Annotated in this window: 13 protein-coding genes, 1 tRNA gene and 3 pseudogenes; 8 read left to right on the forward strand and 9 right to left on the reverse strand. The window is 47.3% G+C overall.

What is annotated here, in order from left to right:
• Positions 1-91 precede the first annotated feature (91 nt).
• Positions 92-1,024: an AEC family transporter gene (locus EHV15_RS19330; RefSeq protein ID WP_128632638.1), complete on the reverse strand. Its 933-nt coding sequence runs from the start codon at positions 1,022-1,024 to the stop codon at positions 92-94.
• Positions 1,024-1,911, reverse strand: coding sequence for an alpha/beta hydrolase (locus EHV15_RS19335; protein ID WP_178075894.1), 888 nt, complete (start codon positions 1,909-1,911; stop codon positions 1,024-1,026). The genes EHV15_RS19330 and EHV15_RS19335 overlap by 1 nt, the downstream gene beginning before the upstream one ends.
• 181 nt (positions 1,912-2,092) lie before the next feature.
• Between EHV15_RS19335 and fdrA the strand changes: the two are divergent.
• The 4 genes and pseudogenes from fdrA to arcC all read left to right on the forward strand — a co-directional run.
• Positions 2,093-3,814 (forward strand): annotated as a pseudogene (gene fdrA / locus EHV15_RS37400) (acyl-CoA synthetase FdrA); the annotation flags it as partial.
• 30 nt (positions 3,815-3,844) lie between these two features.
• Positions 3,845-5,107 (forward strand): YlbE family protein, encoded by a 1,263-nt coding sequence (locus tag EHV15_RS37405; RefSeq protein ID WP_246061949.1) that lies wholly within the window; start codon positions 3,845-3,847, stop codon positions 5,105-5,107.
• Positions 5,100-5,987 (forward strand): oxamate carbamoyltransferase subunit AllH family protein, encoded by an 888-nt coding sequence (locus EHV15_RS19345; RefSeq protein WP_128632641.1) that lies wholly within the window; start codon positions 5,100-5,102, stop codon positions 5,985-5,987. Before EHV15_RS37405 ends, EHV15_RS19345 begins: the two co-directional genes overlap by 8 nt.
• The gene (arcC, locus tag EHV15_RS19350) at positions 5,969-6,910 is read left to right on the forward strand and encodes a carbamate kinase (RefSeq protein WP_128632642.1); all 942 of its coding nucleotides are present in this window, start codon (positions 5,969-5,971) and stop codon (positions 6,908-6,910) included. Before EHV15_RS19345 ends, arcC begins: the two co-directional genes overlap by 19 nt.
• Before the next feature lie 199 nt (positions 6,911-7,109).
• Here the strand turns inward: arcC and EHV15_RS19355 are convergent, their stop codons facing one another.
• Positions 7,110-7,577 carry a YhjD family protein gene (locus tag EHV15_RS19355; RefSeq protein WP_246061680.1) on the reverse strand — a complete coding sequence of 156 codons (468 nt, stop codon included), beginning with the start codon at positions 7,575-7,577 and terminating at the stop codon, positions 7,110-7,112.
• 182 nt (positions 7,578-7,759) lie between these two features.
• Here EHV15_RS19355 and EHV15_RS19360 point away from each other — a divergent pair.
• Positions 7,760-7,844: transfer RNA gene (locus EHV15_RS19360), tRNA-Leu, on the forward strand.
• Positions 7,845-7,975: 131 nt separating this feature from the next.
• On the opposite strand, the gene EHV15_RS19365 is transcribed toward EHV15_RS19360, so the two are convergent.
• From EHV15_RS19365 to EHV15_RS36585, 5 genes and pseudogenes are all read right to left on the reverse strand, one after another.
• Positions 7,976-8,857 carry a carbohydrate ABC transporter permease gene (locus tag EHV15_RS19365; RefSeq protein WP_128632643.1) on the reverse strand — a complete coding sequence of 294 codons (882 nt, stop codon included), beginning with the start codon at positions 8,855-8,857 and terminating at the stop codon, positions 7,976-7,978.
• 16 nt (positions 8,858-8,873) lie between these two features.
• Positions 8,874-8,984, reverse strand: a pseudogene (locus EHV15_RS37410) (sugar ABC transporter permease); the annotation flags it as partial.
• Entirely contained in the window at positions 8,960-9,142 is a 183-nt protein-coding gene (locus tag EHV15_RS19375; RefSeq protein ID WP_218571242.1) for a hypothetical protein, read from the reverse strand. The gene EHV15_RS19375 and the pseudogene EHV15_RS37410, both read right to left, overlap by 25 nt.
• A 71-nt stretch (positions 9,143-9,213) precedes the next feature.
• Positions 9,214-9,666, reverse strand: coding sequence for a type 2 periplasmic-binding domain-containing protein (locus EHV15_RS36580; RefSeq protein WP_178075895.1), 453 nt, complete (start codon positions 9,664-9,666; stop codon positions 9,214-9,216).
• Positions 9,667-9,852: 186 nt separating this feature from the next.
• A complete protein-coding gene (locus tag EHV15_RS36585) occupies positions 9,853-10,410 on the reverse strand; it encodes a type 2 periplasmic-binding domain-containing protein (RefSeq protein WP_178075896.1) in 558 nt (185 codons plus the stop codon).
• Positions 10,411-10,457: 47 nt separating this feature from the next.
• On the opposite strand from EHV15_RS36585, the gene EHV15_RS19385 reads away from it, so the two are divergent.
• Positions 10,458-12,584 (forward strand): glycoside hydrolase family 3 protein, encoded by a 2,127-nt coding sequence (locus EHV15_RS19385; RefSeq protein WP_128632644.1) that lies wholly within the window; start codon positions 10,458-10,460, stop codon positions 12,582-12,584.
• Positions 12,585-12,632: 48 nt separating this feature from the next.
• On the opposite strand, the gene EHV15_RS19390 is transcribed toward EHV15_RS19385, so the two are convergent.
• Positions 12,633-14,315: a cellulase family glycosylhydrolase gene (locus tag EHV15_RS19390; protein WP_178075897.1), complete on the reverse strand. Its 1,683-nt coding sequence runs from the start codon at positions 14,313-14,315 to the stop codon at positions 12,633-12,635.
• 293 nt (positions 14,316-14,608) lie between these two features.
• On the opposite strand from EHV15_RS19390, the gene EHV15_RS19395 reads away from it, so the two are divergent.
• Positions 14,609-15,409 (forward strand): ABC transporter permease, encoded by an 801-nt coding sequence (locus EHV15_RS19395; protein WP_128635431.1) that lies wholly within the window; start codon positions 14,609-14,611, stop codon positions 15,407-15,409.
• Positions 15,410-15,490: 81 nt separating this feature from the next.
• Positions 15,491-15,874: pseudogene (locus tag EHV15_RS19400) on the forward strand (ABC transporter permease family protein); the annotation flags it as partial.
• Between the last annotated feature and the right edge of the window lie 19 nt (positions 15,875-15,893).

Here is a 15,893-nt window from a genome sequence, read left to right on the forward strand (position 1 = left end):
TAGATGAAAATCTAGCTTTCCGGGGTCAACTTGTATTGAACCTAAATTTCGAATCTACCACACCGATCAGCTTATGGAAGAGGAGTATGAGTTAGAATAATAATGTAATTATAGGAATAGAGATCATTGACATCAATGATGATAAGAATACGATCTGACTCGCAAATTTAGCATCATTACCGTAATTATTACTGAACATAGCCACATAGGAGGCAGTAGGCATTGAAATCATCATAACCGGAATAACTAGAGCTATACCCGTTAGACCAAAGAGTTTAAGCACCATTGTTATAATAAATGGAACAATGAGTAGTTTGAATGCAACAGCTATATATAAGTATTTATTCTTGAATGCCTCATTGATATTACTGCGTGACAACATCAGTCCGATCACTATCATTGCAAGGGGGGATGTCGCAGGACTCATTATATCGATCACACTGTTAAGTGGTTCGGGTACTGACCACTGGAAAATAAAGAAGATCAAACCAATGATAATTGAGAGGATTCCTGGACTGAAGAGAACTTTCTTCCAATTGAATCCCGTAGTCTCTGATCCATTGCGGGAGATTAAATAAACGCCCAATGACCATGATACGATCTCAAATATAAAGCCAGCTCCAACAACGGCATAGAATAGAGCATCAGGTCCTAGTAGACTTAGGATGATGGGATATCCCATGAATGATGTATTGGATAGTAATAATGCTGTTTGGAAGATATCTTTCTGCCCTTTAGATAAGGAGAGTCGTCGTGAGACTAAAAAGCCAGTAATAAACATAACAACATAGCAGAATATCACAACTCCCAATATGACAAACGATGTGTTCAGTCGCTCTTGATTCATCTCAAGTTGCATGGCAGAAAAAATTGTAGCCGGCATCGTTATATAAAGAACTAACTGCGTTATATCTTTTTGCCCTTTTTCGGAGATTAAATTTGCGCGACCTGCAATAAATCCAATAACAATTAGTAGAAATAAAACGGATACTTTCTGTAAAGTTAGAAAAAAATCTATCTGCATCAAATAATTCCTTTCAGTTTATATTTTTGTTGGGGATTATTAAGCCATTCAACTAATACCGTATATGTGTTTATACCTAAAGTATCGATATGAGTTCGGTCAAAGTCATGTTCATTTGATTCAACGATATGAAGTGTGCTTTCCGGTATATATTTATGCAGCCATTTTGCTTGTCTTACAGGTACATCCGGATCTTGGTGAGCTGCAGTAATGAATGTTGGCGGTAAGCCCATCAATTGTTCCTTTGTTAAAGAATATGTTCTTTGATGATCTGTATCATCAAGGATCACACTGAGCCAATCTCCACGTTGACGAGCTGCTAAATAGAGAGGATAGCGTTGATCAGTCGGCGCTGAGCTAATAGGTTGATTTCCCACCAACTGCTGGATCATCTTATCCGATACTTTCGGATAGTTAAGGAAGTGTCGACTAGGTACAGTGAAGCTTGCATCGCTCAATGTGTAATATCCATAAAACACAATCACTCCGCGAGGCCGAACGCTAGCATGGACAGCATGATACAAAGCCAAATACCCCCCGGCAGAACGTCCCATTACATAGTAATTAGAAGGATCGATCTTTAATGTATGCAGCCCTTCTTTCATAAACCATTCGATTGAACGATGTATAGCTTGCATAATAGCCGGCAGCTTACTTTCAGGGGCAAGCAAATAATCCAGTGCGAGCAGGCCATAGCCGTTTTCCGTTAACAGCGATATATATTTTTTGGGCATATCTTCTCTGTGACCGAAAATCAATCCTCCCCCATGAAAGTAAAGAATCGTTCCTTTATAGGTTTGATTTTTACTTCCGCGATAAAAACTTCCATATAATTGGAGCTCGTTAATCGTATGAATCGGAATCGTAACGCGTTCATAGGCAAACAATTTACTCAGCACCTTTTGTACAAACTTTTATTTGGTTTAACGATTGTATTTATTAACATATCACAAAGCATCCTCGACTCTATTATTTAAAGTGCACAAAAATATAAGCGTTTTTATAGAGAGTGCTCATATTTTGCTCTATTGAAAGCGGTTATACTGTGAAGTGAAAAGGAGGAGTGTTATGTTGTATTCCGTGATTCAAAAAAATAATTATCAAGATTCTATCAATTTAATGTTGTTAACCAACTCCATTAATGAATTAGATGGTGTTAAACAAGGTCAGGTTATGATGGCAACAGACGCTAATAAAGATATTTTAAAAGCGGCTGGACTATTCACCGACGAAGTCGAAGCCGCAGGCGCTAACGACATGGCGATTGTTGTCGAATCCGACGATCAGCACGTGCTCGATTCGGTTGTTGAAGAAGTAAAGCGCTTTTTAAGCAATCTTTCCGGTAAGAAAAAAGACAGTGGGGTATCAAGCGTTGACAATTGGAAAGATGCTTTAGAAACGATGCCGGATGCAAACCTGGCCCTGCTGTCCATCCCGGGAATCTACGCTGCCGGCGAGATTGAGAAGGCTTTGGATTTGGGGTTACACGTATTTTCGTTCAGCGATAATGTGAGCCTGGAAGACGAAGTACGCCTTAAACAAAAAGCACATGAAAAAGGCTTGCTCTTGATGGGTCCAGACTGTGGCACCGGCGTATTATCAAGTGTTCCATTGGCTTTCACTAACGTAACCAATCCTGGGAATATCGGAATTGTCGCCGCATCGGGTACGGGCATCCAGGAAGCCACAACCATCATCGATCGCCTGGGCGGCGGCGTAGTTCATGCGATCGGGACAGGCGGACGAGACTTAAAGGAGGACGTTCAAGCGCGGACGATGATTGATGCGGTCGTCGCACTTGAGCAGCACGCTCCGACCGATGTGATCCTTATTATTTCCAAACCGCCGGCAAAAAAAGTCCGCGACCACGTCATGAAGCTGCTGCAATCGTTATCCAAACCGGTCGTTGCCCTGTTTTTGGGCGAGAAACCCGAAGCGCACGTCGGCAATGTGTCGTTGGCCTATACATTGGAAGAAGCCGCCAAAATTGCGGTCGATATCGCCAATGGAGATGAAGTAAAAGCGAACTACAACGATCCGATGGAGTTCCAGGTCGATCAACCGCTGCCGGCAGGTAAAACCGTAAAAGGGCTGTATTCCGGGGGCACACTGGCGAGCGAAGCCGCTACGCTGATCTCCGACGCGCTGGGACTTGATAACGTCAAAGGCGAAGAAGGCTATATTTTAAACACGCAAGGATTTCAAGTGATGGATTTGGGCGACGATGTCTATACGCAAGGCAAGCCTCATCCGATGATCGACCCGGAAGTCAGAGTAAATAAGTTAAAGGAAGTATTGAAAGACCAAACAACCGGCATCATCTTGGTCGATGTGGTATTGGGATACGGAGCGCATCCGGATATGGCGGGCGCATTGGCGCCGAGTATCCAAAAGGCTTTGGAAGAAGCTAAAGAAACAGGGCGCCAGCTGTATGTCATCGGCAGCGTTGTCGGAACGGACAATGATCCGCAAAATTATGCGCAAGCCGTTCAAACGTTAAAAGAGGCCGGCGTCATCGTTGAAAGCAGCAATGCGCGTGCCATTCGACTTGCCTTGAAATTAATGGGACATGAACTGCAGGTAGCCGATAAAGGCCGCGTCGAATATACGGAAGCGAAAATGGATGTACCGGAACCAAGCGAGAAAGTACTGGATTTGTTGAATAGCGTACCGAGAGTTATTAATGTCGGGCTTCAAAGCTTCACCGAATCCATTATCAAATTTAATGGGCAAGCTTTACATTTCTCATGGCGGCCAAGAGCCGGCGGCAACCAGAAGTTAATTCGCATCTTGAATGAACTGGAAAAACGCGAAGCGGAAATCAATGCGGCAAATGATAAAGTCGTTAGCCGATTGTTGGAATCTCAACCCTTCTTGGTAGATGCGCGTCCAGCCAAAGAAGTTATTCCGGAACTGAATACCGGCGAAAAAGTCATTCTTCACGCCGGGCCGCCGATCAAATATGAAAATATGACCGGGCCTATGAAAGGTTCCGTAATCGGCGCTCTGTTATTCGAAGGATGGGCAGCGGATCATGAGGACGCCCGTCGTCAATTGGAAAACAATGAAGTGAAATTCATTCCTTGCCACCACGTCGGTGCAGTAGGACCGATGGGCGGAATCACATCTGCCAATTTCCCTGTATTCATCGTAGAAAATAAAACGGACGGTACAACCGGCTACTGCATTATGAACGAAGGTATCGGTGAAGTGCTTCGTTTCGGCGCCAATAATGAAAATGTCATCAAACGTTTGAAATGGATGCGCGATGTTCTGGGGCCGGTATTGGGACAGGCTTTAAGAACGTTCGGCGAAGGATTGAATTTGAACGTCATGATTGCCCGGGCAATCGGTATGGGAGATGAATTCCACCAGCGTAACATCGCGGCGTCACTCGTATTTCTAAAAGAAATTACGCCTGCGATTGTCACACTTGACGTGGAAGAACAAGATAAAGCGGACGTGATTCAGTTTTTGGCGAATACCGACCAATTTTTCCTGAATATTATGATGGCCACAGGTAAAGCGATGGTCGATTACGCGCGTAAAGTAAAAGAAGGCTGTGTCGTGACGACCATGTCGCGTAACGGGGAGAACTTTGGGGTTCGGATCAGCGCTTTGGGCGATGAATGGTTTACAGGTCCCGTGAATACGCCGGACGGATTATACTTTGCGGGCTATTCGGCAGAACTGGCCAATCCGGATATCGGAGACAGTGCCATAACGGAAACAGTCGGTGTTGGCGGCATGGCCATGATCGCTGCGCCTGGTGTGACACGTTTTGTCGGATTAAGCGGACTGAACGATGCACAAGTCATTTCGGAAGAGATGCAGCGCATTTCCATTACGAACAATCCGGCCTGGGCTATTCCGAACTGGAACTTCAAAGGCGCGACATTGGGTATTGATATCCGCAAGGTTGTAGAAACCGGTATTACGCCTATTATCAATACAGGTATTGCTCATAAGGAAGCCGGTGTCGGTCAAATTGGTGCGGGTACGGTCAGAGCGCCTCTCGTGTGCTTTGAAAAAGCATTGGTTGCCTACGCCAAATCGTTAGGCATCAAAGTGGAAGATGAATGAACGCAGCATAAAATGCGAAAAAGTTTATATCAGCCCGTACGTACAGCATATGATCCAGCAAAAAGGAAGTATCTTTGCGCGAATCCATTCGATTTTTTCGAATGGATTCAACCTAACATACAAAGATCGCTTATTGTTCGTCGGAAAAGACGTGGAGAGCTTATCGGCAATCGGACTCGCGATCGACGCTGCAGATTTCAAGCTTATCCAAGCAGGGCTATCTGTCGGCGACCCGGTAAAGATAAGCAGCAGTTTTTCCCAATCTGAAGAAAAATTTAGCCTGATATTTATTTGTTACACCCGGCCTCAGGTGACAACGATGACGATCCCGTCGGTCCGCAGCGTGGATTTATCGATACCGTACGTGCCGCATGAGCAGCTGAGCAAAAGCGATTTATTGCATCTGCTTGAAGAAGCGGATATCTGGGAGCATTCCGGATTCGCTTCATCGCCGCTGAAACCATTGTACGAGAACTTCGTTAACGAACCGAATTGTTTTTCTGAAGAAGCTGTCCGATCTTTGATCGGCGCGGGAGTCGGCTTAACGCCTGCCGGCGATGATTTTTTACAAGGGCTGATCCTGTTTGAGCGTATAACCGGCAGCGGAACCTTCTTAACCGGTATGACGCAGCGGCAATTACAGCATCGATCAACGACAGCTGTGAGTCGAGCGTACTATCAGGCTCTGTTTGATGGATATGTAAATGCCCAATGGATAAAGCTTTGTCAAGCGATTCAATCCGAAAATAAACAGCAACTTACAGAGGCGATAAAAAAGATACAAGCATACGGCGCAACCTCTGGAAACGATACTTTAATAGGTGTTCTTACTTTTTTAAAACAAGCAAATTGGAGGAAGTTATGGGCAAAAGAATCGTAATCGCATTGGGCGGTAACGCTATATTGAACGACGATCCTTCCCCTCAGGGACAAATTGAAGCTTTGCGTTATACGAGCAAGCAATTAATCGAATTAATCAAGCAAGGACACCAACTCATTATTAGCCACGGTAATGGGCCTCAAGTCGGGAATTTATTGTTGCAGCAAGCACTGGCTAAATCCGATAAAAATCCGGCTTTACCGCTCGATACATGTGTGGCGATGACTCAAGGGAGTATAGGCTACTGGCTGCAAAACACAATGAATGAAGCTATGGTTGAAGCCGGACTTCACCATCAAGTGGCATCGATTGTGACTCAAGTCGTCGTTGACGAAAACGATAAGGCATTCAGCAACCCCACTAAGCCGATAGGACCGTTTTTCACTCAGGAAGAAGCGGAAAAAGCAGCCGCTGAAACGGGCGAAATCTATGTGGAAGATGCGGGCCGCGGGTATCGAAAAGTTGTGCCTTCCCCTAAACCTCTAACGATCGTCGAGTACCCAATCATCAAAACCCTGATCGAAAACGGATATGTCACGATCTCGGCCGGCGGAGGGGGGATTCCCGTAAAAGAAGTACCACATGGTTATAAGGGAGTCGAAGCCGTCATCGATAAAGACTTTGCCTCTGCGAAGCTGGCGAATCTTGTCGAGGCCGATTATTTGTTCATTTTAACAGGCGTCGATCATGTTTATGTCAATTACAATCAACCCAACCAGGAGAAATTAGAAGCGGTCACCGTCGATCAATTAAAAAAATGGATTGATGAAAATCAATTTGCGCCGGGCAGTATGTTGCCCAAAGTTGAAGCCGCCATTTCTTTTGTAGAAAGTCGCCCGGAAAGTAAAGCGATTATTACTTCACTGGACAATATTAATGCTCTTTTTGCCGGAGGTTCGGCCACAGTTGTGTTAGCGGGGTAAATTACCCAATTATGTGAAAATCCTTTATTTCATGAGTCAAGTCAAAAGGAGCGACCGATGCGGAAATTTTGGAAACGGTCGCCGTGGCTTCCGCGGCTTTGGCCGGAAACGCGCTGTCGCAGGGGGGAACCCGCGTGCAGCAGGCTTTGTCCTCGCCGCCTGTGCAGTAACGGAGGAAAGGGACCTTTCAGGCTATGGATCACACCTTGGAGGGTCCCTTTTTTGCTATGCTTGCCGGGAAGGCGCCATCGTCCGCGTTCTGGAAGAGGGCTTCGGAGGATGACCGCCCTTTGCCCGCCGCGCCGCCGCTGCCGCCCAGATACGCGCGCATCCGCGAGGACACCTCGCGCTGCAAGCCGGCCCACAGAATACGCATCTTGCCATGGAATCCGCGGCAGCGGTACTCCGCCTGGATGCCGTTCTCGTCCTGGCTGATCCGGTATATTTCGATGTTGCGCTCGCGGAATTTGCCTTGAATCTCGGCCAACACGAGCGCCACCCGCCGTTCTCCGCCACGGATGAAATCAGCGTAAACCTCGGGGTTTTTCAGCACCCCGCTTTGCTCGAGGATCCGGGCGTCCCGCTGAAATACTTTCTGTAAAAATCCTAGCAGCAGCGCGCTTTTGATTAACGCGAGCTCATCCTCTTTGAGGCCGGGAACAGCCATGGGAAAACACCGCCTTTATATGTGAGTATATGCGAACTTATGTTCTTATCATACCCTAATCGAGCGGTTTTAATCAAGGGGAGGTTTTGCACCGGTCCAAGCAAAAAAAAGGTTGTTGATTTACTTCAAAATACATGTTAATATATAAATCGTTGCTGCAAAACAATGCATCGACGAAATACGCGGTCGTGGCGGAATTGGCAGACGCGCACGGTTCAGGTCCGTGTGGGCTAACCCCCCGTGGAGGTTCGAGTCCTCTCGACCGCATCAACGAATAATGAACGAGCTCTTGAGTTTCCTTTTACGGAGATTCAGGAGCTTTTTGCATATTTGGAATGTATTACGAATTAGATATAGGTTTTCCAGCAAATTGTGCAACCTTGAAACCATGCTAGCCATTATTCTTTGAGCGCACCGATCATAACGCCGTGCACAAAATATTTTTGCAGAAACGGATACAGGACCAAGATCGGCAAGGTAGACACAATGATCGTCGCGTACTTTATCGTTATCCCGATATCCAGACGATCGCCGGCCGCTGCTCCTGTCATCATACTATCTGTGCTGTTGGAAATCAGAATCTCCCTGAGTACCAGCTGTAGAGGGAATAATTCCCGGTCACGCAAGTAAATCAATGCATTAAAATACGAATTCCAATGTCCGACGGCATACCATAAGATCATGACGGCAATCACGGGCATAGAAAGGGGGATGATAATTCTGGTCATAACAACCCAGTCATTCGCTCCGTCGATGCGTGCGGATTCCTCCAAACTTGCCGGAATGCCTTGAAATGCAGTTCGCATTATAATTAAGTTGAACGAGTTGATTGCTCCTGGCAAGAGAAGTGCCCAAGGTGTGTTTAACATCCCAAGATGATTAATCAGCAGGTAAGACGGAATAAGCCCCCCACTGAACACCATTGTGATCACGATCATGAGCATGATGTGGTTTTTGAAATAAACGTTACGACGGGAAAGAGCATAGGCACCGAGCGTTGTCATCATCAAGTTGATGACTGTACCTGTTGTCACATAGAAAAGCGTATTCCGGTAGCCAGTTGTAACCATGGGATTTTCCAATACCGCTTTATAGGCATCGAAACTAAACCCCAGCGGATAGAACAGCATGCCGCGAAACCGGGCCATTTCCGCAGGATCGCTTAGAGATGCGAAGAGGATATAAATAAACGGATAGAGTGTAAGGAAGCAAAGCAAAACCATAAAGCAGATATTGAACCATGAAAATACAGTTTCACCCAGAGAACGTTTAGTAGTCATTTTTCTCGCTTCTCCTTTACCACAGCCTGTGTTCGCTTACCCGCTTGCTAATTGTATTGGCGAGTGTAAGCAAAATGAAGCTGATGACTGAATTGAACAAGCCTACGGCAGCGGAATACCCGAAATCATAGGACCGTAATGAAAAATGGCGTAGTAAATCAAAACAGGAACAAGCATCAAATAAATATAGCGATTACGAACCAAATCCCGCTTGATGATACTCTTTTTGCTTTCCTCAGGTATTCTGGCTGCTGCTTGCATAGAGTTTCTGTCTAAATCAGGCACGAATTCTCCCTCCCGGATGTCCGGAAAATGGCAAGCTGTTCCCTGCCATTTTCCCGAATTGTTAGTAATGCTTATCGGTTGTTGTATCTTTCTAAAGCTGCTTGTTGAATTTGGATCGCTTCTTCGATTCCTAAACCTTTTAACATTTCTACATAGTTATCGAAATGATCGAGCGGCTCTGTGCCCATAATAAATTTCAGAACCATTTCGTCTTTAAATGTATTGACATCGGTCATGATTGAGGAGTATCGGCTGCTATCTTCCACAGAGATACTAACGGGAGGCATTCTTTTTTCCTGTGTAGTGTTTGACCACAATGTCATGGCCTCTTTTTGTTCAGGCTTGGTCGTATACTGCTGCGTGTGACGTACATCCTGCACAAAAGGACCTGATGTAGCGCCCATAATATGCTTTCTGAAGGCTTGGGAAATCGGCAGTCCGTCAGGATTATTCAAGATAGCATCCTTATACCGGGGCTGGCCGTCAACTAATGTGTAGGTTTCGCCTTCTTTTCCAAAGTTCATGATGAGTTTCCCTTCTTCACTGTATAAGTTATCCAGGAATTTCACGGTTTCGACCACGTTTTTGTTGCTTACGGTTATGGCTGCGAAGATGCCGGTCACGGGATTATCCGTATGTCCGAATACCGGCTTTTCGCCAGGATTTAAAGTCGGATAGGGGGTTCCGACAATTGTGAAATCCGGTTGGCTTTACGCCATCAAGTCCATGTATTTTCCAATTCCGCCATTGAGAAACAACACCGCCGAACCGACCTGATTGCCTGTTATTTTGGCATCTGTCATTTTGGCATCCGTTGTCGCGAAGTCCTTGTCGAGCAGCCCTTCGTTATACCATTGGTTCATGGTGGCCAAGTATTCCTTGAAACCGGGTTCAATTGGCCCGTATTTGACGGTATCATTCTCCCGGTAGAAATCATTAGGTGTTCCGAAGGCGCCGGCAAAAGCTAATTCTCCTGCCGGAATTAGAATCGGAATTTCGTCCGCTTCACCATTTTCGTTGGGGTCTTGCTCTTTAAACGCTTTCAAAACGGTGTACCATTCATCGATTGTCGTTGGTACAGACAAATTTAATTTATCCAGCCAGTCTTTGCGTATTGCTGGTCCCAAAAACACTTGCTGGGTGACATCCTCACGAATGAACGGAAAGCCAATGAGATCTCCATTGTCTGTAGAAGCCATTTTTCTCCATTCCGGATGATCGTCCAGCAGTTTTTTTAAGTTGGGAGCATGATCCAAATAATCATTCAATGGGATGAGTTTCTTATCTCTGATTGCTTTCTGTGCCCCGCCGGGGTATGCGTTCCATCCGGGAGGGGGGCATCGACAGCATTACGGATGAAGCCGCTGTCGTAACGGAAGCGATTCGCCTAGCCCTCGCGGACGGGCTTTTGACAGAAAACGATCTCGACGTTGCGCTGCGCAACACGTTCCGCGTCCGTTTCCGGCTCGGGGAGTTCGACCCGGACGAGCGGAATCCGTATGCTGCGTTGGACGAGAAGGCGATCTTGCGGCCGGCGCACGCGGAACTGGCACGGGAGGCGGCGCGGAAGGCCGTTGTGCTGCTCAAGAACGATGACGGCGTGCTGCCGCTTCAGGCGGACAAGCTGCGCAAGGTTGCGGTGATCGGTCCGCTCGCCGATGTCGTATATAGCGACTGGTACAGCGGCACGCTGCCCTATGCCGTCACCCCGCTGCAGGGGATTCGGGAGCGCCTTGCGGGCGCTGGAACCGGAGCGGAAACGGTATATGCCGCCGGTTCCGACCGCGTTCGGCTGAAGGCGGTTCGCAGCGGGCGTTACGTCCGGATCGGCGAAGATAACCAAGCGATGCTGGCCGTATCCGCTGCATCGGCGGAAGATGGGGACGTGTTCAAAGTGACGGACTGGGGCTGGGGGAGCCATACGCTGTTCGCCGAGCGGAATGGCCGTTACCTGACGACGGACGACAAGACCGTGCAGGCGTCGGCCGGGCGGATCTGGGAATGGTTTACGAAGGAAGTGTTTAAGATTCGAAAGGCGGATTCCGATCCGACGCTTTCGACCGTCTCGACCTGGAACGAGATGCCCGTGACCGTCGATGAACAAACGGGCGCGCTGCTCGCCGGAGACGGCCTTGCGGACGAGACGGCCAACGCGATTAATGTAGGCGGTACAGCGGAGATTGGCCGATCCGCCATTGAAACGCCTGCCGAAACGTTTGCGCTCGAATGCGCGGCAAGCGGCGCGGATGCGGCGGTCGAAGCGGCTGGCGGCGCGGATGCGGCGATCGTGTTCGTCGGCAACCATCCGCTGATCAACGGCAAAGAGACGATGGACCGGCCCGACATTACGTTGGCGGCTGTACAGGAAAGGCTGGCTCTGGAGGTGCTCAAAGCCAACCTGAACACCGTCGTGGTTGTGGTCGGCAGTTACCCGTTCGCCTTGAACGCTTTGCAGGATAAGGCGCCGGCGATTCTATATACGTCCCATGCGGGCCAGGAGTTGGGCCATGCCGTAGCGGACGTGCTGTTCGGGGATGTCAATCCGGCGGGCCGTGTGAACATGACCTGGTACAAGTCCGTCGATCAGCTGCCGCCTTTCATGGACTACGACATCATTCAGGGCGGCCGCACGTACCAGTATTTTGAAGGCGAACCACTTTATCCGTTCGGCCACGGACTTTCTTACAGCGACTTTCAGTATGAAGATCTACGCTTGTCCGCAACCCGGGTCGAGACGGGAAAAGACGTTGCCGTCGAACTGGCCTGCCGCGTGACCAACACAAGCGGCCGCGCGGGCGAGGAAGTCGTGCAGCTTTACGTGCGGGCAGAGAACTCCCGCGTTAAACGTCCGCGCCTGCAACTGGCCGACTTTCAAAGAATCGAACTGCTGCCGGGCGAAACGGCGGACCTAACGTTCCGTCTGCCGCTCGAATCGCTGCGTATTTGGGATGTGACGCGCGAGCGATTCTGTATCGAAAGCGGTGAGTACACGCTCCTGATCGGCTCTTCTTCCGCTGACTTGCGCCTGGAAGGCCGCCTAACAGTTGCCGGCGAGACGATTCCGCCGCGAGACCTAAAACGGGTGACACGGGCCGCCAACTATGACGCTTATACAGGCATCTATCTCGGCGAATGCTCCGAAGGCGGCAGCGCGGCCATCGTAAGCGGCGGGACAGGCTGGCTTGCTTTCAAAGATGCGGAGCTGGGGAAGGGAGTTTCCGTAATCGAGCTGCGGGCTGCCGGCACAGAGGAGGCTGTCGTCGAGGTTCGGCTGGACGGACCGGATGGGCCGCTGGCCGGCCGATGCGCCATTCCACCCTGCGGTGAGCAGGCCTGGCGCAGCTTCTCGTTTGGACTGACGGATGCGGCCAGACGCCGCGATGTATATCTTCTCGTCCTGCAGGGGACGATATCGTTTGCCTGGTTCCGGATGATAGCCTAAAGATGAAAACCCCGCCGATCCCAGCGGGGTTTTTAAACGTCTTCGGTCCTATTTTACACGGACGATCACATCGACGTTGACTTCCTGATCCCTTGGCCAAAATTTAAAGGAGAAAACAGCATCATCATTCATTAGATTTAGAACATTCTTTGAAATATACACATTCGTCGCGTCTGACCGGAAGTCATCGTTGAAATTTAATCCCCCGCGCAGGCCATCAAACGCATTGTTTGGCATAAAATTGGTCCATTCGTCTTTTACCGGCATAGGAAGAGGGGTGCCTGTCTGATAGTCAATCGTATTCAATTCCAAGGCGGTAACAGTGGCCAGGCTTGTTCCGTTAAATAGTGTCGGTATCTTCAAATCATCCGCTACGGACCCTTTTTCAATGGTGACTTCGGTTACAGCCATTTCCGGAGCTTTAAATTTAATGATGTCCAATGATTGCTCCGCACCCTCGTTGAATTTAAATTTCAGTGTTGCCTGCACGCCTAAATCTTGGACAAGGGTCGAGAGATACTTTCCGTTTAGAGTTAATACGCTCCCCTCTAAAGAATAATCTTCTCCTTTTTTCAGTTGTGTACTTCCATGGTAGACGTTTTCCAACTTATTTCCGTTTAATTCAAGTTGAAGGACTTGATCCGTGATTGGAACACCGTCTCTCAGGTATATAGAAGCCTTATCAACAAAGGAGTTTCGGATCCCTTTGCTTGCATTAAGGATAATATCTCTGCAGATCGGATCGACCCAAACTTTATTTTCCCGGTCAAAATGGTCTATACCAATATCCCATACCATAGTAGCCATACCGTATTTATGCGCGGCCCTGACAAAACGGTCGGTATATACCCACTTGGAATGGTGTTCAACCGTCCCTGATGCCAACGTACCATACTCTCCAATAATTACAGGAAGACCGATTTGATCGGAGAAGGCGTCAAGTTTGCCAAACAGTACATCGAAATATTCCCGGTTATCCCAGTAGGTCGTTCCCCAATACCTCGAAACGAAATTCCAAGGGTCATAATTGTGCACGGTCAACATGAGGTTGCGATCCGCGGGATCCGGATTTTTGAACCAGTCTATCGTTTTTTCTATATTTGTATTTAAACCCGGTAGAAGAATCAACCGTTCTTGGTTGTATCCACCCGAATTTCGAATGACTTCCACAATATTCTTGTTCATTAAATTGTATTGATTTGCATCCTCGATCGTACTTCCTTGAGGTTCATTTAATGTTTCAAAGATGAGTTTCTCGCTACGGTTTTTAAAACGTTCGGCGATCTGTTTCCACAAAATTTTCAGTTTGCGGTGCTTCTCCTCCAAGTTATCCTGATTCGAGAGATTTGCCCATTCCCAGGAATCATGATGGACGTTTAGCACGACATAGAATCCTCTTTCAAGAGCCATGTCGACGACTTCCGACACCCGGTCCATCCAGACAGGGTCTACTGTATAATCAGGCGCTTCTCCCATGTGATGGGTCCAGGTTACAGGCAGCCTTACACTTTGAAAACCTGCTGCTTTAATGTGATCGAAAGTGTCCTCGGTAACAGGAGGACTCCAAGATCCTTCCGTAGGTATAGCATCCAAGGTATTTCCCAGATTCCAGCCTGCGCCCATCTGTTTTACAGCCGTGTACGGGTCGACGCGGTGAAACGAGTGGATATCCTCTCCCTTTTTCGCCTCTGAGCCTTCAGCCAGGGCTGAACTTTGTACCAATACGGACAAAAGACATACTAGCAGCATTCTCAAAAAAATTTTTTTAAAATGGCAGGCTTCATAAAGTAAGCCACCTCCTCAACTTTTTTGTATCCGCTTACAAATAAGATTATACCGTTGAGTATAATGATTAAACCTTGAAAATATAGACATAAAATAGCAGAAAAGGGCTGTAATTCCATATTGGATCTTCTGTGCGGTGCAATTGTCCTTTTCGTGCTATTTTTAGACCCTCAAATCAAGGCTTGAAGCTTAGGCCTGTGGCTTTTGTATTTAGTTATTTGCCGCTGTGGGGCTGGACAATGGCGTTTCAAAAATTTCAAATAGGAAAATCATTTTTTGACCAGAAATGGGTCGGATTTGACAACTTCCGCATGCTATTTCAGGATGATCAATTCTTAAATGCTCTGAAAAATACGCTAGCTATGAGTTTATTGGGTCTGATCGCGGGATTTACAGTTCCAATCGTATTCGCCATCCTATTGAACGAAGTAAAGAACTCGTTTGTCAAACGATTTGTTCAGACCGTTTCATACTTGCCTCACTTTGTCTCATGGGTTGTGGTGGCCGGGATTGTGACAAAAATGCTGTCCACCGAAAATGGACTCATTAATCAGATGCTAATGAATCTTCATCTCATTAGTGAGCCTATTCCATTTATGGCTAAGGATAATTTGTTCTGGTACATCGTGACAAGTGCGGATATTTGGAAAGAAACCGGATGGAACGCCATCATCTATTTGGCTGCGATCGCGGGCATAGGTCCCGAACTGTATGAAGCGGCCCGTGTTGACGGGGCTGGCCGATTAAAGCAGATTTGGCATATTACGCTCCCGGGAATTCGCTCAACGATTATTATTTTGCTAATTATGTCCATTGGCCACTTAATTAGTATTGGTTTCGAAAAACAGTTCCTGCTTGGAAATAGTCTTGTGAGAGAGAAATCTGAAGTGCTGGATTTATATGCCTTGAATTACGGCTTGGGCATGGGGAGATATTCTTTTGGTACCGCAATCAACGTATTCAACTCCGTCGTCAGTTTGGTTTTACTTTTTGTGGCGAATGGCATTTTTAAAAAAGTCACAAAAGAGAGCATCATGTAGGAGGTATTCGAGTTGGCACAACGTTATCGATTAAAAAGTTCACTTGCGGATCGCAGCTTCGATATCTTTGTTTATGTAGTCATGACTTTCGTTACGATTTGTACACTCTATCCGTTCTTGAACGTACTCGCGATTTCGCTCAATGATTCGATCGATACGGTCAGGGGAGGCATCACGATTTATCCCCATAAATTTACGCTGGAAAATTATTCGCTAATTTTGTCATTTGGCGGACTGCTGACAGGTTTAAAAATATCGGTTCTTCGCACATTGATCGGTACATTATTAGGGCTTATAGCTTCGTCTATGCTGGCCTTTGTGTTAAGCCGCCAGGATTTTGAAGGACGAAAATGGATATCCACTTTCCTTGCTCTGACCATGTATGTTTCAGGCGGGCTCATTCCTACTTTTCTTTTGATTCGGGATTTGAATCTGATGGGTACATTTGCTGTTTATGTTTTGCCGCTCGGGCGGTATTTATGCC

Source organism: Paenibacillus oralis (assembly GCF_003863965.1).
GTDB classification, from domain to species: domain Bacteria; phylum Bacillota; class Bacilli; order Paenibacillales; family Paenibacillaceae; genus Fontibacillus; species Fontibacillus oralis.